The organism is Paraburkholderia elongata, from assembly GCF_013177735.1.
Classification (GTDB): domain Bacteria; phylum Pseudomonadota; class Gammaproteobacteria; order Burkholderiales; family Burkholderiaceae; genus Paraburkholderia; species Paraburkholderia elongata.
This window is the reverse complement of the sequence record NZ_WOEZ01000285.1, coordinates 1-24,632: the sequence shown is the minus strand read 5'-3', so window position 1 is coordinate 24,632 and position 24,632 is coordinate 1. Positions and strand designations below refer to the sequence as shown.

17 protein-coding genes and 2 pseudogenes are annotated in these 24,632 nt (G+C 62.5%); 8 read left to right on the top strand and 11 right to left on the bottom strand.

What is annotated here, in order from left to right:
• The 4 genes from GNZ13_RS46855 to GNZ13_RS46840 all read right to left on the bottom strand — a co-directional run.
• Positions 1–157, bottom strand: a 157-nt coding sequence (locus GNZ13_RS46855; protein ID WP_216675295.1) for a phenol hydroxylase subunit, incomplete at its 3' end; no start/stop codon positions are given.
• A gap of 413 nt (positions 158–570) precedes the next feature.
• Positions 571–2,286, bottom strand: a complete 1,716-nt coding sequence (locus tag GNZ13_RS46850; protein ID WP_172177829.1) for a sigma 54-interacting transcriptional regulator — start codon at positions 2,284–2,286, stop codon at positions 571–573.
• Positions 2,287–2,599: 313 nt separating this feature from the next.
• A complete protein-coding gene (locus GNZ13_RS46845) occupies positions 2,600–3,109 on the bottom strand; it encodes a lecithin retinol acyltransferase family protein (RefSeq protein WP_236002499.1) in 510 nt (169 codons plus the stop codon).
• Between the two features lie 925 nt (positions 3,110–4,034).
• Positions 4,035–4,976, bottom strand: coding sequence for a LysR family transcriptional regulator (locus GNZ13_RS46840; protein WP_172177827.1), 942 nt, complete (start codon positions 4,974–4,976; stop codon positions 4,035–4,037).
• A 102-nt stretch (positions 4,977–5,078) separates the two neighbouring features.
• Between GNZ13_RS46840 and GNZ13_RS46835 the strand changes: the two genes are divergently transcribed.
• From GNZ13_RS46835 to GNZ13_RS46800, 8 genes and pseudogenes are all read left to right on the top strand, one after another.
• Positions 5,079–5,918, top strand: a complete 840-nt coding sequence (locus GNZ13_RS46835) for an SDR family oxidoreductase (protein ID WP_172177825.1) — start codon at positions 5,079–5,081, stop codon at positions 5,916–5,918.
• A 57-nt stretch (positions 5,919–5,975) separates the two neighbouring features.
• Positions 5,976–6,449, top strand: coding sequence for a (2Fe-2S)-binding protein (locus tag GNZ13_RS46830; RefSeq protein WP_172177823.1), 474 nt, complete (start codon positions 5,976–5,978; stop codon positions 6,447–6,449).
• A 10-nt stretch (positions 6,450–6,459) separates the two neighbouring features.
• A pseudogene (locus GNZ13_RS46825) lies at positions 6,460–8,711 on the top strand (molybdopterin cofactor-binding domain-containing protein).
• Positions 8,686–8,861 (top strand): annotated as a pseudogene (locus tag GNZ13_RS46820) (ABC transporter substrate-binding protein); the annotation flags it as partial. The pseudogenes GNZ13_RS46825 and GNZ13_RS46820, both read left to right, overlap by 26 nt.
• Before the next feature lie 161 nt (positions 8,862–9,022).
• The gene (locus GNZ13_RS46815; RefSeq protein ID WP_172177821.1) at positions 9,023–9,928 is read left to right on the top strand and encodes an SDR family oxidoreductase; all 906 of its coding nucleotides are present in this window, start codon (positions 9,023–9,025) and stop codon (positions 9,926–9,928) included.
• A gap of 31 nt (positions 9,929–9,959) precedes the next feature.
• Positions 9,960–11,600, top strand: a complete 1,641-nt coding sequence (locus tag GNZ13_RS46810; RefSeq protein WP_172177819.1) for an acyl-CoA synthetase — start codon at positions 9,960–9,962, stop codon at positions 11,598–11,600.
• A 1,675-nt stretch (positions 11,601–13,275) separates the two neighbouring features.
• Positions 13,276–13,485 (top strand): hypothetical protein, encoded by a 210-nt coding sequence (locus tag GNZ13_RS46805; RefSeq protein ID WP_172177805.1) that lies wholly within the window; start codon positions 13,276–13,278, stop codon positions 13,483–13,485.
• 370 nt (positions 13,486–13,855) lie between these two features.
• A complete protein-coding gene (locus tag GNZ13_RS46800; protein ID WP_172177817.1) occupies positions 13,856–14,797 on the top strand; it encodes a LysR family transcriptional regulator in 942 nt (313 codons plus the stop codon).
• 109 nt (positions 14,798–14,906) lie between these two features.
• Here GNZ13_RS46800 and GNZ13_RS46795 read toward each other — a convergent pair whose 3' ends face one another.
• From GNZ13_RS46795 to GNZ13_RS46765, 7 genes are all read right to left on the bottom strand, one after another.
• Positions 14,907–16,286 (bottom strand): MFS transporter, encoded by a 1,380-nt coding sequence (locus GNZ13_RS46795; RefSeq protein WP_172177815.1) that lies wholly within the window; start codon positions 16,284–16,286, stop codon positions 14,907–14,909.
• A 112-nt stretch (positions 16,287–16,398) separates the two neighbouring features.
• Complete coding sequence (locus tag GNZ13_RS46790) at positions 16,399–18,141, bottom strand: GMC family oxidoreductase (RefSeq protein ID WP_172177813.1); 1,743 nt, start codon at positions 18,139–18,141, stop codon at positions 16,399–16,401.
• A 36-nt stretch (positions 18,142–18,177) separates the two neighbouring features.
• Positions 18,178–18,984 (bottom strand): enoyl-CoA hydratase/isomerase family protein, encoded by an 807-nt coding sequence (locus GNZ13_RS46785; RefSeq protein ID WP_063496441.1) that lies wholly within the window; start codon positions 18,982–18,984, stop codon positions 18,178–18,180.
• Positions 18,977–20,563, bottom strand: coding sequence for an AMP-binding protein (locus tag GNZ13_RS46780; protein ID WP_172177811.1), 1,587 nt, complete (start codon positions 20,561–20,563; stop codon positions 18,977–18,979). Before GNZ13_RS46780 ends, GNZ13_RS46785 begins: the two co-directional genes overlap by 8 nt.
• Positions 20,556–21,083 carry a (2Fe-2S)-binding protein gene (locus tag GNZ13_RS46775; RefSeq protein ID WP_172177831.1) on the bottom strand — a complete coding sequence of 176 codons (528 nt, stop codon included), beginning with the start codon at positions 21,081–21,083 and terminating at the stop codon, positions 20,556–20,558. The genes GNZ13_RS46780 and GNZ13_RS46775 overlap by 8 nt, the downstream gene beginning before the upstream one ends.
• A 29-nt stretch (positions 21,084–21,112) precedes the next feature.
• Positions 21,113–21,934: an FAD binding domain-containing protein gene (locus GNZ13_RS46770; RefSeq protein WP_172177809.1), complete on the bottom strand. Its 822-nt coding sequence runs from the start codon at positions 21,932–21,934 to the stop codon at positions 21,113–21,115.
• Positions 21,931–24,632, bottom strand: a 2,702-nt coding sequence (locus GNZ13_RS46765; protein WP_172177807.1) for a xanthine dehydrogenase family protein molybdopterin-binding subunit, incomplete at its 5' end; no start/stop codon positions are given. The genes GNZ13_RS46765 and GNZ13_RS46770, both read right to left, overlap by 4 nt.

The following is a 24,632-nucleotide window of genomic DNA, read 5'->3' as shown; positions in this document are numbered from 1 at the left end:
GGCAGAAGCGATCGAACATCGTCTGGTTCATGATCAGTTCGACAGCGAGATCGGGGCCGCCGACCGAGAAATCGAATTCGACATAGCCGTCTTCTCGTTGCGCAGTTATCCGAACGAATCGTTGAGTCCGGTCGAACAGCGGTCGCGGATCTTGCATCGTTGCCTCCTCGCTTTTCTTCTCTATTGCACGAGCTGTGCCATGTGCGTTTTGCGCACTAAAAGCGAGGGTTTGCCCGGAGAAAAGCAGCGAAACAGGCGATATGGCGGCGTGAGGCGATGATCAAAGCATCAAGCGATGGCGGGCTGCTTGATCATTTGATGAAGAGCCAGCAAACGCGCGGTGATTAAGGCGATTGCTGGCGTGCCATGTGATTGCGACGGCATGCCCGATGACGTCTGGAGGTGACGAAACAGGCATGGCGGCGCGGTAGGTGAGTTGTGTGTGGTACGGGCCGCGCTAATGAACTGCCGAGGTGTTTGATCAATTGATCAAACACCTCGTGAACCACGCATCGCACAAAAAAAAAGCCGCCCAATGGGCGGCCGGCATCGTCAACCAGAGCAGCGCGATTATTTGTCCTCAGTCTGGGCGGACTTGTCGCGATTGCGCCAGCGATACGCCAGCTGCGGCCGCGTGATGCCGAGCATTCTCGCCGCCTGACTCAGATTGCCGCCCGCACGTTCAACAGCAGCTTCAATCAGCATGCTCTCAACCCGGTCGAGCGGCACGCCTTCGCGGATCATCTGATCGAACAGGGCATCGGCGGTGTCCGCGTTTTCGCGCAGCGGATGGCCGCGCTCGTCGAGCGACGCGGCGCTGTCGTCCGCGCACTCCGGGAGCGCCGTGAACAGATCACGTTCCGTGATCTGACCGCCTTGACGCGCAAGGATCACGCCGCGCTCCACCGCGTTTTCGAGCTCACGCACGTTGCCGGGCCATGCGTAGGCACGCAGTGTCGCTATCGCGCGATCGGTGAGGCCCAGCACGCGCTTGCTGTGCCGCACGCTGTACTTCGCGATGAATCGCTCGACAAGACGCGGGATATCGTCGGCACGTTCGCGCAGCGGCGGGATCGTGACTGGATAAACATTGAGCCGGTACAGCAGATCCTTGCGAAACGCGCCGCGTCGCACCGCTTCCGTCAAATCGACGTTGGTCGCGGCGACAACCCGCACGTCGACCTTGCGCACGCGGTCGTCGCCGACGCGCTCGAACTCGCATTCCTGGAGCACACGCAACAGCTTGACCTGCGCCGACGCCGAGAGTTCGCCCACTTCGTCGAGGAACAGCGTGCCGCTATCCGCCCGCTCAAAGCGGCCGATCCGCGTCTGATGCGCACCGGTAAACGCGCCGCGCTCAACGCCGAAAAGCTCGGCTTCGAGCAACTCCTCGGGCATCGCAGCGCAATTGATGGCGACGAACGGCTTATCACGCCGCGGGCTCACGCCGTGCAACGCGCGCGCGAAGCGCTCCTTGCCGACGCCCGTTTCGCCGAGCAATAGCACGGTCACGTCGCTCGACGCCGCGCGCTGCGCGAGCCCCCACGCGGCGAGAAAACCGGCGGACGCGCCGACCAGTTCTTCCGGCTGCGCCACTTCCTGCTGCAGCGAGCGCAGGTTTTGCACTTCGCTTTGCAGTTGTAGCAGCGTTTCGATGACCGGATCGGGCGTATAAAGCTTCAGCATCTCGTCGCCGTCCGCCCACTCTTCGACCGGCTTGCCGACGATGCGGCAATGCGGATCGCCGCAGCCCGAACACAGCGTCTCCTTGTAGAGGACCGTGCGGCCCATCAACGTGGACGTGTAGCCACCCGCGTAGCCGACCTGCATCCAGCAAACAGGATCACTGCTCAGTCCAAAGATTTTCTGGTGCACTTCGGCTTCGAACGAGTCTTCCCACAGATGGTCGCCGTAGTACTTGCCGTTAGCAATGTCGATGTCCACTTTGATGGGCGTCACCCGTACGTTGCCTTCGAGCACGTGCAGGCACGGCCCCAGTTCCAGCAGGCCGAAATCGCACGCCGTTGGGCGTAATGTGCGTGCGAGTTCTGCGTCGCGCATACCGGACTGAAAGCCCATTCTCGTGAACAGGCCTCGCGTGCGCTCGAGGCCGAGTGTGTCGACGAGTTCCTTGCGCAAGGCGCCCAGCGTGGCTGTGTGAAGGAGAATCATGCGATTCTCGCCGAGCCAGATGTGCCCCTCTTGTCTGACGAATTTCAGGCGGCGCGAGAGGTTCTCGATCCCCTCTCGCATGCTCGCCGAAAACCGCGCGGTGCTGTCTGTCACAGCGCCTCCTTTTATGTGTATGGGGGTGTCTCAGTCTCTATTCTAGGCAAAGTCCATGCCGGGAGGTCGGCTCGTCGTCATGGCTTAGGACCGCGATCATAAGGGGCTGACCCGCCGTCGACTTTTGGGGTTGGCTGTTCGCCTGCCGCCACTTGTGCGGCGAATCGCCATGACCAGGTCAGTACTTACACCAGCGCCAAATTGATCAAAAGGTCAAAACGACGCGGAATGGCCTGTCCATTTGATGAAGCGTCTTGCGCCGGTCGGCGCTCGCGGCCACGCCTGCGAGATCGCCGCGCACGCGCGTGCTTGTTCATTTGGTGTAAACGCGCAGGGGATGGCTCCGCCAGTACGCGGGCCGATCCGTGGAGACACGAATCGGTTTTGCGCGCACGAACTGTGTGAGTGTGTTGACCAGCGTGTGCAGGCAGCGGTGCGGCAAGGCGATCAGGGCGTCGATCTGATCGCTTCGGCTTTCGCCGCACAGACACCACGCGCAGAAATGCTCGCAGTTGTTCGTGGTCACCCGGTAGCAGTCTTCGCCGAGGCGCGAGTAGGCACGCCGAATCACTTCGTCACGCGAGTACCTTGTGTCGGGCATCCGCTCGACGCGGATCTCGTGGCCGTCGGCAAACTCTCTCAGAGAGGCCTCCTGCACGGGGGCGCGACGCAGCGAACGGGACCATCCTGCATAATGCAGGACCTTGCCATCGCCGACGTAGATGCCGTGATGCGTGTAGCCGAAGCGTCGCGTTACCAGGTGAGCCCCTATGGTCAAGGAAGCATCGCCGCGCTGGCACATTCCCTTTGCTGAGTCCGACATGTCGATCACCGCGTTCTGCTGGTCCTGCGGTAACCTAGGCATAGGACGTGCCGATACTCCAGGCGAGTGGTGCTTCCCCACACCCGGCGGCCGTGCCGACGACAAATGCAAACTGGGTCAGCCTGCAAATGCTGCGGCCGCGCTTCACCAATTGATGACGGTGCACGCACAGCCTTTGCGTGAAACTGCGCAAACCGCCACGGGTAACGCAAACAGCACTTCACCAAATTCGATGCCGCAAACCGCCTGCTTAACCATTTGATCAATCCTGCATCAGGATAAGTACGGCCTCTGTCGATATGCGGCCACACGTCGAGTCATCAAGGCAGCGGGGCGAAGCCTTCTTGGCCCGACTCGGGCAATGAACGGCCGATGACCAGCAGATTCTGTTTGCAAGGACTTCTGCCGAGTGTCAAAACCGGGCGTCACAAGCGGGTCAGCAAGACTCATTCGGTTTTCGGAAACCGGTCACTCGGGAGCAACCTACGGTAGGGTTCGGCGAAGGACCGTTATGGCCGAGGACACAACGAGAGTATTAACGCGGTGGTCGTCCGCTGTCTGATGCAGAACTGACACTCCAATGTGTTCGTTGCAGCGCTGGCCAACGACCGGAGATGGACCGGTTGCACCCGCTGAGATATGGCGTCACAAAGCTGCCGCTAGCGCAGGCCGAAGGTTTTCGACCGGCGGCTTACGGCGAAGGGAGTGAACGCGTACAGTCGGCCACAAGCGGCCGACCACGTTCGTGTAACGGTTGACCGTTGATTGCGGCAAACCGGCCATTCGGATTTTGCATCCTGATTCGAATGGTCGTCGGTACAGTCGGCGGTTGTTTCCACTGTCTAATGGTCGCGCGATGCTTACCTTCGTGCGGAATTTGTCGGCCCGACGCAGACTTTCGGTCGCCGAAAAAATGGGCGTACTACTACACGTCTGTCGCGGGCACGGTTGCTGACATTCCAATCGTCTCGGGGCTGGAATGCGCCAGCACGTAGTTCACCAGGGCCTTCAGCTTGGCAGGCTGCTGGCGTCTGCTCGGGTAGTACAGGTAGAACCCTGGGAAAGTCGGTGAGAAGCTGCTCAAGACTCGTTTCAACTTTCTGGCCCGGATGTGAGGAAGCGCGAGCTGCTCGAACGTGTACGCCAGTGCAATGCCATCCAGCGCAGCCTCAACCGAGAACAACGAGTCGCTAATCGTGAGGTTGCCGCTGATCTCGTATTCGACGATGCGGCCGTCGACCTCGAGCTCCCACTTGTGAATGGCCCCGCTGCCTGAAAACCTGAACCGAACGCAGTTGTGATGGATCAGATCGGACGGGTGGCGCGGCACGGGATGCTGCTTGAAGTAGTCAGGCGATCCAACGATGGATACGGCAACCGGGCCGCCGAGAGGCAGCGCGATCATATCCTTCTGAACACTCTCTCCCATTCGAATGCCGGCGTCGAACCCTCTTTCGACGATGTCCACGTAGCCCTCGTCATTCGTGAGCTCCACGTGGACGTCCGGATAGGCCTTCAGGAACCCGGCCAGCAGCGGCTGGAGGACCATGGCGGTCGAGATTCGCGCGGCGTTGATGCGCAGGACGCCCGATGGCCGGCCCTGAAGCTCATGAAGCTGCTCTCCGGCTTCCAGCACGTCGCTCAACGCCGGTCCAATCCGGGACAGGTATGCCTGTCCGGCTTCGGTGAGGCTGACGCCGCGCGTGTTCCGGTTGAGCAGCCTGACGCCGAGCCGGGCCTCCAGATGGCGGATCGCCTGGCTGAGCGCGGAAGGCGAAACCTCGAGCGCTGCCGCGGCGGCAGAGAACCCGTGGTGCTCCGCGACCTTCCAGAATGCGAGCAGTCCATCAAGCTGATTGAGTCTCATACTTTGAAGAATATCTTCAAAGCTTGTTCAGTACGAGGGTGTTTTTCTTCTCAGTCAATCTGCCTAGAGTGAAGGGCATTGAAAAGGACTGGGAGTCTGAGCATGAGTAAAGTGTGGTTTATCACAGGTGCCGGCAGTGGTATCGGCGCTGGTACGGCCAGGGCCGCATTGAAGGCAGGTGATCGGGTCGTTGCTACAGGCAGGAACCTGGCCAAAGTGGGCAATGCCCTGCGCGATCTGGCCGGCGAGAACCTGGAGGTCCTCCCGCTGGACGTCTCCGACGAGGCTCAGGCAACGGCCGCGGTCGAACAGGCGCAAAAAAAGTTCGGTCGTATCGATGTAGTCGTGAACAGTGCCGGATACAGCCTCTTAGGCAACTACGAGGAACTGGGAACGCAGGACATTCAACACCTGTTCGCGACGAACTTCTGGGGCGTGAGCAACGTGATGCGCGCAGCGCTGCCGATCATGCGCAGGCAGCGCTCCGGGAACATCATCAACGTCAGTTCCGTGGCAGGCGTTGTCGGCCTGATGCACTGCGGTGCCTACAGCGCGAGCAAGTTCGCCGTGGAGGGCCTTTCGCTCGCCGTGGCGGAGGAGGTCGGGAAGTTCGGCATCAAGATCACGGTGGTCGAGCCAGGATTCTTCCGCACGGATCTGCTGGACGCAGCCAACGCCAGGTGGCCGAGCAGGCGCATCGACGATTACGCAGCCGTCGAGGTCAGCGCCGAGGCAATGTGGTCTCCCTACGCAGGCAAGCAGCCGGGCGATCCGGACAAGCTCGGCCAGGTCCTGGTAAAGCTTGTGGGCATGGATACTCCGCCCAGCGTGTTCGTGGCCGGAAGCGATGCACTGGCGGTGGTCGGGCCGGCTGTAGAGGCTCGACTGAAGGCAGTGCACGCCTTCGAGGCGCTTTCCAGGTCGACGGACGGCAGCTTCTGATCGCGCGGTGAGTCGCACTTGCCACGACACACCTAACCTGCGAAGGACTGACCCATCATGAGCACGCTCCATGTCAACGGTGGTGAGCATACGATCGACGTCGCCCCGGACACGCCCATACTCTGGGCCTTGCGCGATACGCTGGGCATGACCGGCACCAAGTTCGGCTGCGGCGCCGCCCTGTGCGGCGCCTGCACCGTGCATCTGGATAGGCAGGCCATCCGCTCCTGCATTACGCCGATCTCGGCGGCCGAGGGAAAGCAGATCACCACCATCGAAGCCACCACCGACGGTAGCGACAGAGTCGGCGCCATCGTGCACGCGGCCTGGGTCAAGCACGACGTAGCCCAGTGTGGCTACTGCCAAAGCGGCCAGATCATGAGCGCCACGGCGTTCCTGAAGTCATTGCCCCGCGGCAAGCAGCCTACCGCCGTGGAGATCGACGCGGCCATGGCTGGCAATATTTGTCGGTGCGGCACCTACGCCCGCATCCGCGCCGCGGTGGCCGACGCCGCCAAGGCCCTGGTCTGAAGGAGCCACCATGTTGCCCGAATTCGACTACAGCGAAATGCCACGCGCCCTGCAGCACCTACTGACCAGGGGCCGGGCTGGGGAAGCGGCCACGCTGCCGCGCCGCAGCTTCCTGAAGCTGGCGGGCGCCGGCGGACTGGCGCTTGGCGTCTTTCCCTACCTCGCCATAGGGCAAACCAGCGGCACAGCCCAGGCGGCCAGCGCCCTCAAGCCAACGCAACAGCCGTCGGCCTTCGTGCAGATCGGCCCCAAGGGCGAGGTCACGGTAACCATCAACCGCCTGGAGTTCGGGCAAGGCGTGCAGACTGCGCTGCCGATGATTCTTGCCGAAGAGCTCGACGCGGATTGGAGCCTGGTGCGCAGTCAGCACGGCTCTGGCGACGCCGCCTACGTCGACCCGCTGTTCGGCATTCACCTCACCGGCGGTTCCCAGTCGGTCAAGAACAGCTTCACGCAGTACCGCGAGCTCGGCGCGCGTGCCCGGGCCATGCTGCTGTCCGCGGCGGCAGCGCGCTGGAACGTGGACGTGGCCACGCTACGCACGCAGGCCGGGACCGTGCTGGGCCCCGGTGGTCAGAAGCTGAGTTACGGCGAATTGGCCGAGGCCGCCATGGCCCTGCCCGTGCCCGAGAAGGTCACGCTGAAGAACCCCAAGGATTTCCGCATCATCGGCCACCCCACCACGCGCCTGGATGCGCGGGCCAAGAGCAGTGGACATCAGGACTTCGGCATCGACACGCACTTGTCCGGCCAGCTCACCGCCGTGGTGGCGCATCCGCCCGTATTCGGCGCGCGACTGACCACGGTAGACGACAGCGCCGCCCGCGCCATCAAGGGGGTTAAGGCCGTGCTGCGCGTGCCGCTGGATCGCGGTGGCGAAGGTGTGGCCGTGGTGGCCGACGGCTATTGGCCGGCGAAGCAGGGGCGCGATGCGCTGAAGCTGCAGTGGGACACGGCCTCGGTCGAGAAGGTGGACAGCGAACGGTTGCTGGCCCAGTACCGCGAGCAGGCTGGTCGCCCGGGCCCGCGCCAGTTCGACGCCGATATGGCACCGCTGGCCACTGCCCCGCACCAGTTGGAAGCCGAGTTCGTGTTCCCCTACCTGGTCCACGCGCCGATGGAGCCGCTGAACTGCACCGTCCAGCTGTCCGACGGGCGAGCCGAATTGTGGGTCGGCACTCAGTGCCCCGGTCTGGACGCTGTCACGGCCGCGCGCGTGCTGGGTCTCAAACCCGAGCAGGTGAAAATGCATGTGCAGATGGCAGGCGGCGGCTTTGGCCGGCGTTTCGTGGGCACGAGCGACTACGTGGTCGAGGCCTGCGAGGTCGCCAAGGCCGTCCGTTCCGCCGGCCTGAACGCGCCGGTGCGCACGCTCTGGAGCCGCGAGGACGACATCAAGGGCGGCTACTATCGCCCCATGCACCTGCACCACGCACGCATCGGCTTCGACGAGCGTGGCAAGGTGCTGGCCTGGGACCATGTCATTGTTGGCCAGTCGATTACCTCGGGCACCGTGTTCGAGGAATTCCAGGTGAAGAACGGCATCGACGCCACGGCCACCGAGGGCATGCGTGACCCCTATCCGCTGCCGATGCGCCTGACCGTGCATCACCCCAAGACCAACGTGCCCGTGCTGTGGTGGCGCAGCGTGGGTTCCACCCACACCGCCTACGTGATGCAGACCTTGCTCGACGATATCGCGCGCGCCACCAGGCAGGACCCGGTGGCATACCGCATGCGCCTGTTCGGCGACAAGCATCCGCGCCACCGCGCTGCGCTGCGCTGCAACTGGCGGTGGACAGGAGCGGCTATGGCAAGAAGCAGTTGCCTCGCGGCCGCGCCTGGGGCGTGGCCGTCCACGAGTCCTTCGACTCGGTGGTGGCCTATGTGGTGGAGGCCTCGGTGCAAGAGGGGCATCCGGTGCTGCATCGAGTCACCGGCGGGGTGCATTGCAACCTGGCCGTGAACCCGCGCGGTGTCGAGGCCCAGGTGCAGGGCGCGGCGGTCATGGGGCTGTCCATGTGTCTGCCTGGCGCCGCCATCACATTGAAGGACGGTGAAGTGCAGCAGAGCAACTTCGGCGACTTCACCGTGGCCCGCATCACCGACATACCGGAGTTCGATGTCCACATCGTGCCCAGCGCCGATGCACCCACCGGCATGGGTGAGCCCGGCCTGCCGCCGCTGGCGCCGGCGTTTGCCAACGCCATTGCGAGCCTCACCGGCAAGCCGCAGCGCCAGTTGCCGTTCAACCTGGCCTGACCCGACACAGTCAGCGGCGGATATCCGCCCAGATGGAAGCATGATTCACGATATGTATCTGATGCGGGTTAAAACGCCTGCCGGGCCACTATCCCTGGCGAGCAGGCCTTTACCACCAAGGCAGAGACGCGCTGCAAACTATGGAATTAATTTCTCGTATTTTGGGTCTTTAAAGGTACTAATTTGCAAGCAAAGCTCGGACTGTGATCGGGCAACATGATTGCACCTGCAGCCGATTCACGGAGTTCCTTTTTTACGGAACAATCGGCACCAAAGGCCGGGCGCCCGCATCGCCAATTCGGAGAGACGATATGAAGGACCGCGTAAATGAATCAGTCAGTGCCCGCTACCGTTCGGTGTTTCGACCGGGCCTATTTGATGGAAAAGTTGTGATGGTAACCGGTGCCGGAAGTGGCCTTGGTCGCTGCACGGCGCACGAGCTTACCTCGCTGGGCGCGACGCTGATCATGGTCGGACGGAATCCGGACAAATTGACTGCGGTTCGTGACGAGCTTAATGTGGACTATCCGGAAAGTGCGGACCGAATCGGCTTATATGCTTGCGATATTCGCGATGAAGCCAGCGTGAAACAGACGGTTGCGGCGGCTCTCGCGGACTTCGGTCACATCGATGGCCTGTTTAATTGTGCCGGTGGACAATTCCCAGCAAAGCTGGAAAAAATCTCACTGAATGGCTGGGACGCTGTAGTGCGTAACAATTTGCACGGGACATTCCTCATGTCGCGCGAGTGCTTTACCCAATGGATGGCGGGTCACGGTGGTGCGATCGTGAATATGCTCGCGGATATTTGGGGGGGCATGCCCGGCATGGGACATTCAGGAGCTGCGCGGGCAGGTGTCTGGAACTTGACCGAAACGGCTGCCTGTGAATGGGGGCATGCCGGCGTTCGGGTGAACGCCGTGGCGCCGGGGTGGATCGCCTCCGCAGGCATGGACAGCTATAACGAAGAATACCAGGCATTGCTTCGCCAACTGAAGCATAAAGTGCCGCTTCAACGTTTTGGTACCGAATCTGAGCTCGCGAGCGCCGCGATTTTCCTACTTTCGGAGGCATCGGCCTTCATTAACGGTACAGTGATCCGCGTGGACGGCGGGGTTCCCAACGCCCGACATTCCTGGCCGCTCGCCAACGCTGAGCGAATCACCGAATATAACGGGTTCTCTCGCTACGAACCGCCTAAAGGGCTCCAGGACTAGCACAGAGGTACTTTGATGGTTGGGGGCGGAGATGAAGCTAGAAGGACAGACGTACGAGAGTGTTACAGCGGACTTTGCTTGGAATATCCCTGTAAACTACAACATTGGTGTGGACACCTGCGACAAGTGGGCCGACGGTAGCGGGCGCGTTGCCCTCATTTATGAGGACCATGATGGGAAGGCGACGAAGTATTCGTTCGATCAGCTGAAATCGCTGTCGGACCGTTTTGCAAATTCGCTTTTGCGTCATGGTGCGCGCCGTGGTGACAGGGTCGCGATTTTCCTTCCTCAGTCTGCTGAAACGGCGATAGCGCATCTGGCTGTGTACAAAGCAGGCATGATTGCGGTTCCACTCTTTGCCTTGTTCGGCGTCGATGCTATTGAGCACCGCTTGGGCGACAGCGGCACAGTCGCGCTAATTACCGATCTTTCAGGCATCGAGAAATTACGGGAAATCCAACAGTCGCTGCCAGAACTGCAAAGCATTTATAACGTCGACGGTGGGGAGGCGGGAACTCAAGCAGGGATTTATTCGTTCTGGGGCGAGTTGCAAGCTGCGTCCAGTGATTTCACGCCCGTCGAAACGACGGCCGATGACCCCGCCGTCATTATTTATACGTCTGGAACTACCGGAAAATCTAAAGGGGCGCTTCATGCGCATCGGGTGCTGCTGGGACATCTTCCGGGCGTCGAGCTTTCACAGCAAGGATTTCCGACCGACGCAACCTTGATGTGGACCCCTGCTGATTGGGCCTGGATTGGGGGTCTCTTTGATGTCCTGCTTCCGGCGTGGCATCACGGCGTCCCGGTGCTCGCGAGGCGATTTGTGAAATTTGATGGGGAGGCGGCATTCGATCTGATGGAGCGTCACGGTGTATCGCATACGTTTCTTCCGCCGACAGCTTTGAAGATGATGCGTACTGTGGAGCGGCCGGAACGCTGGTCGTTGTCGCTTAAATCCGTTGCAAGTGGTGGTGAGACTTTAGGCGAGGAGCTGATCGAGTGGGGTAGGAACACGCTGGGTGTGACAATCAACGAGTTCTACGGTCAGACCGAGTGCAACGTCGTTCTCTCATCTTGCGCTGCCCTCTACGAGCCACACATTGGTGCAATCGGTCGGTGCGTGCCGGGGCATCGCGTTAAGATCGTTGATGATGCGGGACAGGAGCAGCCACCCGGAACGATCGGGAATATCGGCGTCGAGAGCCCTGACCCTGTCATGTTCCTGGGCTACTGGCAACATGAAGCAGCGACCCGCGAGAAGTATCGGGGCCGGTATCTCGTCACGGGAGATCTGGCGACCTGCGATCAGGATGGTTTCTTTCGCTTCGTCGGCCGCGACGACGACGTTATAACGAGCGCAGGATACCGCATCGGACCCGGAGCAATTGAGGACTCTTTACTGCGCCACCCTGCTGTCTATATGGCTGCGGTTATTGGGGCGCCCGATAGTGCGCGCACCGAGATCGTGATGGCGTTTATCGTCCTCAACCCAGGGTTTGTCGGTGATGAAAATCTGGCGCGTGATATCCAGCAACATGTGAAAACCCGGCTTGCTGCTCACGAGTATCCTCGCGAAATTCGCTTCGTTGAAACCTTGCCAATGACCGCCACCGGTAAGGTAATGCGGAAGGAATTGCGTCTGCAAGTTGTCAGCGAAAATGGGACTTAGTGGTCCAGCGTACTCTCTGTTCCGAGCAGTCGAAACATCTACGTACAGAGGAAATCACCGAGCTAAAAAGGCCGCCTACAAACGCTTTCCTCGCTCAGCGTTTTACTAGCGCTCAAAGATGTGATGGGAGACGTCATAGAGACCTGACCGCTCGCGCAGCTGTCACGCGGTAGCTCGGGGAGTGGTCCCCGGGCGCATCGCACACGTTGCAAACGCCTGTAGGCAACGCTCCTGTCGAGCGGATAAGCGCCTTGATTCCAACGGCCGGAGTCCGACCATCACCAGCCATTCGACGCGAGTATAGCCACCGGCTGCAAAGGGTCGGGAGCATGCATTCGCCGACCGTGAGACCAGACTCTCACGGTCATCGATGTGCGAACGGCAGGAAAGCAACCTACAGGCGCCCCACGGAAGTCGTTACCTGAACGTCGGCAATGGCCGACGACCTGCCAGCTATCGCGATGGGCTGAGTGACCGCTGTACCTTGCTGATTTTGACGTTGTGGTGCACATAAGCGGCACTGACAGTTAGTTGCATTGCTGAATTTGGTCAATTCCGTGTGAGCGGTGAGCTTTTACGGGATTGCAACGCTGCGCCGACGGGAACTGAGTCGGCGATCGTAATTTTCATTCGACAACTGACTGAGTTTTCGAGCGGCCACCGTCGAGCACACCTCTGACGAGCTTCAGGGATACCCATGGGCACAGCGCCGTCTCTGCCCCGCGCTTGGCTAGCTCCTCGACGAATGTTTCCTTCAACAGGCCGTACAGCGTTGTGTTCTGGCTTGACCGCCTCGTAGACCGAATTAAAAGTGTCACCGACCGGACCTTGAAGCATCGGGCCGACGCGCCGCTGAAGTGACACTTTTGCTTGCAGTCGGAACGAAATAAAACTGTCACTTCGCATAAGTCCGTATTAACTTTGTCACTTCGCATCGCGCTTAGTGACTTTTGTCGTAACCCTCTGATTTTGCGGGTGATTCTCGATGGCGGCCGGGGGTTGCTCGTCACCTGTACCTGCCGCATAGGCGCCGCGCTTGGGAGGCGCCATCAGCAGTTCTTGCTTAACCGCAGAGGGCCGGTGAGCAGCGTTGGGTGACCGCAACTAGATATATACAGTTAGGAATGCAGCATACATTCAATCTAATCTAGAGCGATGCCTTGCGTCAGATATCATTGAACCCGGAGCAGAGGGTTCTATTCGGTGACCGAGGTATATTCATCCTGTCAGTTCGGGCGCAGGGAGCGGATCGAAGATTGGAGCCGAACCGCTTACGCAGCAAGGGCTGCGGGCCGACGTGGAGGTTCTCGCGAGCGTTTCGGCCATGCCCTTCTGGGACGCCGATGGCAGTACAATTCACCGCATCCTTTCGTACCAGAGGCAGTGCGGCGTGCTATGCCGCCACACCGTTGCGCCACAGCCATAGATCAGGATGACGTATCATAAAATCATAAAGAAAGAGTGTGACCTTCAAGCTTTCCCCAGGCTAGCGTTTGCGCTCCGCAACGCAGGGAAGGCGACCCAAGCGGATTCCGCAGTGACACGTTCGCGGATCGGCGGCAGTGACGATTTTCCTTCGCTCGCGCCAAGTCATTGAACCGACGCGCTTTTTTCGCGACATTGACTGACCAACGCGCGAAGTGACAGTTTTATTGTCGAGGCTGTGACACTTTTAATGCGGTCTACGATTCCCGAAAACCCGCGGGGCCGCAAACTGCAGTTCAATCCGGCAATTTTTGAGGAGCGATTCAGGACCATCGAGCGGGTCTTCGCCTGGGAGGACATGTTCCGGCGCCTGCTGCTTCGCTTCGAGCGTCTGAGCCCGGTCCACTATGCATTCAAGACCCTTGCTTACACGATGATCAATCTGCGGCACTACGGCTGATCATCGACGCCAGTGCGAGAAACGTGGCGATGGCGCTCGGCGCCATGAAGTGTCACGTCAACTCCATCTGCAATCCTGACAAACTATCACTAAAAATAACATAAATGTCGACTTTTTCGCAACTTGAACCGCCCCGGCGCGCTCACGCCACATCACTTCACTGCCTCCAGTTCGCCCTGGAGTGAAACCCGCAACCAGTTGTAAACGAAATTCTCAAGCATGAGCGCCCATGCCGCGTCGCGCCATCAAGCTCAGGCATCTCGAGGAACCAGTGTGCTTCCTTCAAGATGAAATCAGGTTCGCCGTTGACCTCCACACGTCGATGTCGTTACACTCGATGTCTGGCCATCGCTCCCTCGCCTCCCGGCTCATGGATCTAAAGCAGATTCAGTATTTCATCGCGCTGTTCGAAGATGGCTCCGTAACGCGGGCCGCGAAGCGGCTCAATATCGTGCAGCCCGCGCTCAGCATGCAGATCTCCAAGCTTGAAACGGAACTGAACAGCCAGCTCTTTGAGCGCGGCCCGCATGGCATGACCCCCACCGACGCTGCACGGCAGATGTACCGCCTCTACATGCCGATCATGCGTGACATCGACCACGCGCGCGAGCAGCTCAGCCGGCACGATGTGATCGTCGCCGGGCGTATCTCGCTCGGGATGGTGGCGTCGGAAGCGCAGAGCGTCCTGCCGGAATCGCTCGCGCTATTCAACGCGCTCTATCCGCATGTCGAGGTGTCGGTGGCCGATGGTTTCAGCGCGCAACTGATCGACGCGGTGGAAGCGGGCCGGCTCGACGCGGCCATCATCAACCGGCCCCGCGGGCGCCTGTCGCTCGATACGTCTCCACTGGTAGTCGAAGAGATGGTGCTCGTCACGAGCGCGGAACACGGCCCTGCGCTGCCCGACACCATTACGGCATCCGCGCTGACGGAGCTCGAGCTCGTGCTGCCGACGCGCCGCAACGGCCTGCGCGGCGTGCTCGACGCCGCGCTGCTGAATGCCGACATCGTGATCAAGCCGCAGTTCGAGATCGACCTGCTGACCACGATCGTGCAATTTGTCGAACAAAGCAGCATCGCGACGATCATGCCGCGCGTGGTCGTGCAGCGGAAGGTCGACGACGGCCTGCTGCGCGCGACGCCGATCTCGGCGCCGCGCATCGTGCGTCACATCGTTTGCGTGAGCCATCCAAAGCGGCCGATCGGTCCTGCCACGACCGAGCTCATCGACATCATCGCCGATCAGATCCGCCGCGTCACCACGGGGATCGAGATCGCGGACCCCGATCCGGCCAACGGCAACCAGGCGTGAGCCGCTTCGCTGGCGCCGGCCTTCCGGCGGCTGGCGCGCGTCGCTAAGCGCATCGCTGCGGGTAGCGACTGGCGCGACGCAAGTCTGCCTATCGCGCGCGGTCGCGCGATCAGTACGGGTCGCGCACCGGCGTGTTGTCGAGCTTGCCGAGCGTCTCCGGCACGACGAACGCGCCGATGAGAAATATCACGCTGATCGCGCCGACGAACACGGCAAGCGTCATCGGCAGATCGAGTGGCGTCTTCGCGACCAGCGAGACGAGCGTGGGCATCATCCCGCCGATCGCAAAGCCGATATTCCACGACAGACCCGTGCCGGTCGCGCGGATCGCCGTCGGAAACCGCTCGTTCAGGAAGATCAGAATCGGCGCATAACCTGCGCTGCCGAGCGCACTCAGGATGACCGCGTAGACACCGACCATCGTGATGGTCTGCGCCGTCGGCAACAGCAGGAACAGTGCGGGCAATGCAAACAGACGGATTGCGCCGAGCAGGATGAAGGTCCGTTTGCGGCCGATGAACGTGCTCAGGTGACCGGCCGCGACCGATGCGATTACCACGGCCACGCTGCACAATATAAGGATCGCAGCAGCCGTCCCATTCGGTGCATGATTGACGACCTTGAGGAAGGTCGGCAGATAACCCGACGTCAGGTAATAGCCGCTGCCGCCGCCGATCGTCAGCAGCAGGTTGACGAACAGGATCGAACGATAGTCGCACGAGAACAGCGTGCGGATCGGCGAACGAACCACCTCGACCGGCGCGTTACGCGTCTTGTCGGCGGCGGCACGCGCGGCCTTTTCCGCGGCAAGCTTCTTCCACAGCGGCGATTCTTCGAGACTGTTGAAGACGAAGAGTCCGAGCACCGAGCTGATGATCCCGGTGAAGAACATGCAGCGCCAGCCCCACACGTCGAACAGGTCGCCGGGAAACAGCGACGACATCGCGAGATACGTCAGCGAAGCGAGCAGCGCACCAAGGCCTGCCCCGCCGCCGCCAATCAGCCCCGACACCGCGCCGCGATACTTCAGCGCAACGGATTCCGTGCCGATCGTGTGCGTCGACGCCACCACGCCGCCGACGAATACGCCCTGCACGAGACGCAGCAGCAGAAAGAGCACCGGCGCGATCACGCCCACCTGTGCAACGGTCGGCAGCAAACCGAACGCCGCCGTCGACAGACCGACACCGACCACCGCGAGAATCATCGCGCCCTTGCGGCCGCGCCGGTCCGCATACGAGCCGAACAACGCGGATCCGAGCGGCCGCATCAGCAGCGTGACGGCGAACGACGCATACACCGCGGCGAGCGACAGCATCGCGTGTTCGGAGGGGAAGAACAACCGGCCGACCACCGGTGCGACGAACAACAGGACGAACAGATCGAACAGATCGAGTGCCCATCCCAGACACGAGGCTACCACTGCGCCCATCACCTGCCGCCTGTTGATTGCGGGCACGGCGGCGCCACTTTGCGCTGCAACGGACATCATCATCTCCTAAGTTAATACCGGGCTGGCCCAGATGTGAACTCACCCGATGTGCGACGCGCTTCGGCCTCGTGAAAGGCACGGCGCGCTCTTGTTACGTTGACGAAAATCGTTATGACGTCAGGCGAGCCAGACCGCGCTGGTCTTGCGCCGCAAACTGCGTCTTGCCGAGCATCGCGTCGGCGATCTTCTCGGCGATCATGATGGTCGGAATGTTCGTGTTGGCTGACGGCAGACGCGGCATCAGCGAAGCATCGACCACCCGTAGCCCATGCGCGCCATGCATTCGCCCTTCGGTATCCGTCACGGCGCCGCGCTCGCGCGCGTCGCCCATCCGGCAAGTACCGCTCGCATGCCAGACGCCGAACACGTTCGCGCGAATGAAGTCGTTCAATGCGCGCTCGTTTGTGAGTACCGACGACATCTGCACGCCGCGCGTGAAGAAGCGTTCGATCAACGCCCGACGCATCGGTGCGGGTGTATCGAGCAGCAGCCCCAGCAGCGACGTGATCACCGCATTGGCTTTACTCACGCGGCTCAACGCCTTCACGCGCGGCGAAAAAGCGGCGGGGAAAAGGTCGCGCTGATCCTCGCTCAGGCCCGAGGCCGCGACCACACGCGCCAACATGCGCACGCCCGCGGCGAGCCGCGCGACATCGCGTTCGTCGTCGAGCAGATTTAGATCGACCTGCGGTGCGGCGACCGGATCGCTCGAAACGAGCTGCACGCGGCCGCGCGAATACGGACGGTTGCACCACAGGAAAAACAGGCCAAGCCGGCTACCGAGTGCATGCCACGCGGCGCGCGTCGGGCTCGACAGGTACAGATCGGACGCCTCGCAATCCGCGACGCCCGACGTGAATCGCGCTGCCGTCATGCTGGCGCGGCGCCGCGCGAGCGGCATGCGAAAGCGCGGCTCGAGAAAATGACAGAACGTCAGCGACGGATGGTCCTGCAGATTCCGCCCGACGCCCGGCAGATCGAGCACACACTCGATGCCGAGTGCGCGCAGTTCGCTCGCGTCGCCCACGCCCGCGCGCATCAGCAGTGCCGGCGACTGCAACGCGCCGGCGCACACGATCGTCTCCCGCGCCTTGAAGCGCAGTCGCTCGCCGTGCGGCGAAACGGCAAGCACGCCGCGTGCGGCCACCCCTTCCATCACGATGCGCTCGACGCGCAGGTTCGAAAAGATATGCAGATTCGGCCGCTTGCGTGTTTCTGCATCGAGATAGGCGACCGCGGTCGATACGCGCCGGTCGTCGCGATTCGAAAACGCGCCCGGAAAATAGCCGTCGTCGAACTGCGCGTTCTGGTCCTGCAACGCCGCGAAGCCGTTGCTGCGCAATCCGTGGGCGAACGCGTTGCAAAACGGCGGCCACTGCTGCGGCATGATGCGGCGGATCGGCACCGGCCCATCCGCGCCGTGCAGCGGACCATATGGAAAGTCGACGTCGCTCTCGAGCTTGCGAAAATACGGCAGCACGTCATCCCACGCCCAGCCTGCCGCACCGCTCGCGGCCCAGTCGTCGTAGTCCCGCGGCAGGCCGCGATTGGCCGACTGCACGTTGATGCTCGAACCGCCACCCATCACGCGGCCCTGCTCATAGACTTTAGCCGCCGACTTCCGCGTGGCCTTCGCCTTGAGCTCAGGCCAGATCCAGGTCTCCCCGCAGAAAACAGGCATCGGGTAGCTGTCGAGGATCGCCTCCGGCACCGCGCCCGGCGGCGTATCCGCGCCCGCCTCGATCAATGCGACGCTCACCGACGGCACGGCCGACAGCCGATGCGCGAGCACGCATCCTGCCGACCCACCGCCGACGATCACATAATCGAAACGCGCGCTTACCCGCTCCATGCCTGTCTCCTGAATTGCTCGATCTATGCGCTGCTATCAGCTACCGCGAAACACGGGCTTGCGTTTGCCATGAAACGCTTCGACGCCTTCACGGAAATCGTCCGAACTGCGCAGCCGGCTATAGCAATGTCCTTCCAGTTCGATCGCGATCGAAAGCGGCGCGTCTTCGGTGTCATTCAGCAGCTTCTTCGCAGTGCGCTGCGCGAGCGGCGAGAAGGCGCGCAACTCGTCGACGAGTGCATCGGTCGCGGCTTCGAGCTCCGCATCGGGCACGCAGTCGACCACGATGCCCCAGTCATACGCCTGCTTGCCCGGAATGCGGCGCGAGCGCATCACGATGTCCTTCGTGCGGCCGACGCCGACCATCTTCTGCAGACGCGCCGAGCCGCCCGAACCCGGAATCTGGCCGAGCTTCTGTTCCGGCAGTGCGTAGAAGCTGGTGTCGGTCGCGATGCGGAAATCACAGGCGAGCGACAGTTCGAAACCGACGCCGAAGCAGAAGCCGCGATTGGCCGCGATCACCGGCTTCGAGCACCGTGCGGGCGCGGCGACATTCCACGCCAGCTTCGACACGTGTTCCGGCGACGCTTCGAGAAAGCCCTTGATGTCGCCGCCGCTCGAGAAGTGCTCGCCTTTCGCACGCAGCACGATCACGCGGACGCGGTCGTCCTCGTCGAGTGCTTCGAATGCGGCGCGCAGTTGGTCGCGTGCATGCATCGAGATCACGTTGAACGGCGGGCGGTGCAGAATGATGTCGGCGCGTTCGCGCGCGGCGTCGATTTCGATCGAGAAGCCGTCGAGTTCCTGCAGCAGCGTCTGGCCGCGATGAGTCAGGTCAGTCATGTGTTACTCCTTTTGTGGTTCTGTCAGGTTGTGCGGCGCCGTGCTCCGGTTCGTACTCGCCCGCGGAAAGCTTGCGGCGCAGGATCTTGCCTACCGGCGATTTCGGAATGTCGTCGACAAACACGTATTCGCGCGGGCGCTTGAAGTTGACGAGATCGGAAGTCCGGCAAAAGTCATCGAGCGCCTGGGCTTCGACGTATTCGCTGCGCTTGATGAAGGCGACGACACGCTGCCCCCAGCGCTCGTCTTTCACGCCAGCGACGGCCACTTCGTCCACCGCCGGATGCAGCGACAACACCGATTCGATATCGACCGGCGAGATGTTCTCGCCGCCGCTGATGATCATGTCGTCGACGCGGCCCGACACGAAGAGATCGCCGTCGTTATCGAAGTAGCCGGTGTCGCCGGTGAAATACCAGCCGTCGCGCAACGACTTCGCGTTCGCGTCGGGCCGGTTCCAGTAGCCCTCGAAGGACTCGTCGCCGAGCAGATCCGCGATGATCTGGCCTTCTTCGCCGGTTTGCGCGAGTTCGTCGGGCGACGTCGCGTCGAGCTTCACGACGCGCAGCCGCGTATTGATGCCGGCGCGGCCCGCGCTGCCGGGTTTGAGCGTCGCCTCCTGATCGATACTGAACGTGTAGACCTCGGACGAGCCGTAGTGATTGACGAACAGTTCCGGCTTGAAAGCAGCCGAAAGACGCTTCAGCAGACCGTCGTTCATCGGCGCGCCGGCAAAGCCAAGTTTCGTCACCGAACTTTTGTCGGTGCGCGCGAACTCCGGCGCGGCGAGCAGATCGTGATAGAGCGTGGGCACCAGATACAGACACGTCAGCCGGTACGTGCAGATGGAATCGAGCGCAAGGGTCGCATTCCAGCGGCGAACGCAGACGAACAGCCCGTCGACGAGCGCCATCGACAACAGCGAGCGCACGCCCATCGTGTGATAGAGCGGCATCACGCCGAGCGTGCGTTCGCCGTGCCGATAGAGGTTCTGTGCGACGTGCGCGAGCGCGGCGGCGCGTTCGTGGCGATGCCGGCGCGGCACGCCCTTCGCCTTGCCCGTGGTGCCGGACGTGTAGAGGATCAGCGAGTAGTCTTCCGCGGTGGCCTGCGGGGTGGCCCCAACAGTAGCTGCGCCTTCGCGCCGACGCTCGCGCAGCAGTGCATCGAACGAAATCGACGCGCCCGCCGCATCGTCCAGCGCAATGCGCGCAACGGCCTTCGCGGCGGCGCTTTGCGTGACGGCTTCGGCGGAAACCGGCTCGTACATGATGGCTTTGACGCCCGCATCGGTCACGCAGTAATCGAGCTCGTCGGGTTTCGCCCGCCAGTTCAGCGGCACGATCGCCACGCCGGCGAACTGGCACGCCCAGTGCAGCGTCGCCATTTCCCAGCGGTTTTGCAGCACGACGAGCAGACGGTCGCCGTGTGCGAGACCAAGTTCGCGCAGACCGTCCGCAAGGTTCAGGATAATCCGGTGCCACTGCGCATACGTGAGCGTCAGTTCACCGTCGACGAGCGCCAGCGCGTTCGGGCTACGCTCCACGCTTTGCAGAAAGGTTCGGCCGAGATCAAGCATCGCTCGTCTCCTTCTGTTCCTGCGCGTCGCGCCGGCGCGCCGCCACATCGAGCACGGCGGCGACGATCGGCGTATAGCCGGTACAGCGGCACAGATGGCCCGACAGCATGTCGCGCACCTGCGCCTCGTTCGGATCAGGCACGCGCTTCAGATAGTCGGCGCACGACATCAGAATGCCGGCGGTGCAAAAGCCGCACTGCAGCGCGTGATGTCGCTGGAACGCCTGCTGAAGGTCGCCAAGCGTCTGGTCGGGGGCGAGGCCTTCTACCGTATCGATGCGGCGGCCGTCCGCCTGCACCGCGAGCATCAGGCACGAACGTCCCGCCACACCGTCGATGTGAACCGTGCAGGCGCCGCACACGCCGTGTTCGCATCCGACGTGCGTGCCGGTTGCGCCCAGTTCGTGCCGCAGAAGATCGGACAGCAGATCGCGTGGCTCGCAATAGCCACTGCGTTCGCGGCCGTTGAGCGTCACGGTGATTCGCCGCCGTTCGCCGCGCGGTTGTATGCCCTGCGGCATGGTATTAACAGGGGTCTTCGGGGTCTTGCTCACTTCGCCTCCTCTATCACGCGCCATCCCAGTTGCCGGACCAGATGCCGGCGAAACGTCGCACTGACATGCGCGTCGTCCTGCGCGCCCAGCTTCCAGCTCAAATCGTTCAATGCAGTACGCAGGTCGTCGCCCTGCAGACGCGGCCAGCGCTCCACCACCGGCCGGTCGGCGACGCCGCCCACTGCGAGCCGGATCGCGTTATCCGTGACCACCGCCGCGCACGACACGAGCGCGAAATCGCCATGACGTGCGGAGAATTCCGCGAAGCCGTAGCGCTCGCCCGGCTTTTTCAGCGGAAAACGCACCGCCTCGACGAGTTCGTCCGGCTCGCGCGCCGTCATCAACATCCCCTGAAAAAAGTCCTCGGCGGCGAGCACGCGCTTGCGCTTTGTCGAGCGCAGCAGCACATCGCCGCCCAGGGCTGCCAATGCGAGAGGCAACTCAGCGCTCGGATCCGCGTGAGCGATCGAGCCGCATACGGTGCCGCGATTGCGGATCTGAAAGTGGGAAATGTGCGGGAACGCGAGAGCGAGCAACGGCACTTCGTCGCGCAGCGACGGGCGCCACTCGACGCTGCCCTGCGTCGTCGCCGCACCGATAACGAGCTGCCCCGCCTCGTTGTCGAGACGCACCGTATTCAACTCGTCGGTGCGGGAAATATCGACGAGCCAGCGCGGTTGCGCGAGGCGCATGTTCAGCACCGCCATCAGCGACTGGCCGCCGGCCAGCACGCGTGCGTCTTCGCCGCCATGCGCGAGCGCTTCGAGCGCATGTTCCGTACTCGTCGCGCGCAGATAATCGAACGGCGCCGGTTTCATGTTCTGCTCCTGAAGAATGCGAGGAAGCGCGACAGCCACGAGCCTTGCGCGCGGCCTTGGTCGACGGGTTTGCCTGACGCTTGCCGGCCCAGCGATTCGAACAGTTGCCGCAGCACGACTTTCGCCGCGCCTTCGAGCATCCGTCCGCCGACTGCCGCAACCTTGCCGGACACCTGCGCTTCATAGTCGTACGACAGCCGCGTGCCCTGCTCCGTGGGCGTCAGTTCGACGAGCCCTTCGCCACGCGCGGTGCCAAGCGGCGAGCTGCCGGCGCCCGCCAGCCGCAGACGATGCGGTGCGTCGATATCCGACAATCCGATCCGCGCTTCGAAGCGCGCCTTGATCATGCCGACGCCGACCGTCACATCCGCGCGATACTGGTTCGGTCCGGTCGCTTCGAGCGCGTGGCAGCCTGGAATGACCTTCGCGAGCGCCTGCGGGTTCATCAACACCGCGAAGATCGCTTCGGGTGTGGCGTCGAGATCGACAGTGCCCCGCGCCGTCAGCGCCTTGCCGCCTGCAAGCGCCTTGTTCGGCGCGGAGGCAGCTGCCGCTTCAAGTAACTCGGGACGCGAAGGCGGTGGATCGTCGATGCCGATCAGGTGCATCACCTTCGCGGGCGTAAGCGGCAAGCGGATATCCTCGACGCCGAGTGCATCGGCCACTGCATTTGCGATGCACGGCGGCGTGCTCATGTTGTTGCCTTCGCCGAGCCCTTTCGCGCCGAGCGGCGTGAACGGCGACGGCGTTTCCAGATGCACGATCACCGGATCAGGCACTTCGCAGGTGGTCGGCATCAGGTAGTCGGCGAGCGTGCCCGACTGGAAACTGCCGTCTGCGCCGTAGCGGAACTCTTCCATCAGTGCCGCGCCCAGGCCCTGCGCGAACGCGCCGCGAATCTGGCCGTCGGCGAGTGCCGGATTGAGCAGCGTGCCGGCGTCGTGTGCGGTCACATAGCGGTCGATGCGCACGCGGCCGGTTGCGCGGTCCACTTCGACGGCGCACATGTCAAACGCGAAACCGTAGGCCGCTGAAGTGTTGATGCGATCCTGCTCGTCGGGCGCATCCATGTGCGGCGGCGTCCAGAACACCGTCTCGCGCAGGCCCGGCTCTTCGCCTTCGGGCAACAGCGCGGGCGCCCAGTGCGGCGCATTGCTCGCGACGCGGCCAAACGGCAGCGCGCGGTCTTCCTTGCCCTTCGCAAAGATGCGGCCGTCTTCGAAACAGATGTCCTCAGGCGCACAACCCGATTGCTTCGCGACGATGCGGGCCACCTTATCGCGCACACGCATCGCTGCCAGATGTACTGTGCCGGCCACCGCACCGGCAAAACGACTCGAATAGTTACCTGCCGCCACCGACCACGCGTCCTTGTGCGTGTCAAACTCGACATTGACGACAATGTCCCGCGGATTCAGACCAAGCACGTCGGCTACGACCTGCGCGCAGACCGTCGTATGCCCCTGCCCCGCCGGCGTCGATGCAATCGTCACGACCACGCCGCCGAGCAGATCGACGCTGACCGTCGCGCTCGCGATTGCGCCGCTCTTCGGGCCGGCTTTTTTGCGCGCCTCGGCGGGCATCACGGTCGTGATGTAGCCCATGTTCGACACGGAAGGCTCAACGATCGCCGCAAAGCCGATGCCGTACAGACGTCCTTCGCGACGCGCAGCATCGCGACGCGCGACGAGTTCGTCGTAGCCGCCTTCAGCGAGCGAGCGGCGCAGCGCTTCCTGATAGTTACCGGAATCGAGCAGCGCACCCGCTGCGGCGCGATACGGGAACGCATCGGCGGCGACGAAGTTGCGGCGATACACGTCGAGCACATCGAGCTTCCGTTCGATCGCGATGCGTTGCATCAGACGTTCAAGCGCGAAATACACCTGCGGTCCACCGAAACCGCGGACGAGGCCCGTCGGCGTTTTATTCGTGAGCGCCACGCGGTTGCGCACGACGAGATTCGGAATCGCGTACGCGCCCGTCAGGCAGCCGTGCATCCGGTAGAACGTTGCAGGTTCCGGCGCACGCAGATAGCCGCCGCAGTCCTCGATCTGGTCGTATGAGAGCGCGGTGATGCGGCCGTCGCCTTCGACGGCGGCTTCGAGCGTGGTCAGGCGCGCGGTGGCCGACGTGGCCGCGCTCAGATGTTCGAGCCGATCCTCGACCCATTTCACCGGTGCACCGGCCTTGCGCGACGCAAGGCACATCAGCACCACATACGGAAACACCGCCTGCTTCACGCCGAAGCTGCCACCCGAATCGCGCGGCGCCTTGTGCCGCAGACGATTTGCCGGCACGTTCAGCGCCATCGACATCACCGCATGCAGTGAGAACGGTCCCATGAAATTCGACGTGACGTCATAGCCTTCATCGCCGGACAGATACTCGGCGATCACCACGCCGCATTCGATCGGCGCACACGTGTTGCGCGGATAGTGCGCGTCGATTGTCACGCGATGCGGCGCGCGTTCGAATGCCTCTTCGGGCTCGCCATAGCGATAGTGACGATCGCTGATCACGTTCGTGCCGACCTTCGGATGCAGAACGGGCGCATCGTCGGCGATCGCCTTTTCGATCGACGTCACCGGCGGCAGCGTCTGGTAATCGACCTTGATCAGATCGAGCGCGTCTTCAGCGAGCGCACGCGATTCGGCCAGCACTACGGCAACCGGTTCGCCGACATAGCGCACGCGATCCA